Origin of the sequence: Bacillus sp. SIMBA_154 (genome assembly GCF_046536015.1) — a bacterium.
Taxonomy (GTDB): Bacteria; Bacillota; Bacilli; order Bacillales; family Bacillaceae; genus Bacillus; species Bacillus pumilus_P.
Genome location: NZ_JAWJBV010000677.1, coordinates 1 through 235, shown reverse-complemented (window position 1 = coordinate 235; position 235 = coordinate 1). Strand labels below are relative to the sequence as shown.

General features: G+C 42.6%; 1 protein-coding gene. It reads left to right on the top strand.

Annotation, left to right across the window (positions count from 1 at the left end):
* Positions 1–235, top strand: a 235-nt coding sequence (locus tag R0K30_RS23565) for a TonB-dependent receptor (RefSeq protein WP_410613458.1), incomplete at both ends; no start/stop codon positions are given.

The following is a 235-nucleotide window of genomic DNA, read 5'->3' as shown; positions in this document are numbered from 1 at the left end:
CTACTACTTAAACTTAGGGGCTAACTACACCAGCAGTTATGAAGACGATATCGAAGGGCTTAGAGGCCGTGAGATTGACGAACTTGATGAACTCGGTAAACTTGATCCAGAGGGCTGTCATCAGGTTGACGATTGGCTCGTATGGGATTTATCAGCGGGTTTCTATGTTAATAAAGCGCTTACTTTACGCGCCCGTATAGATAATATTTTTGATAAAGAACCGCCTAAACTCTAT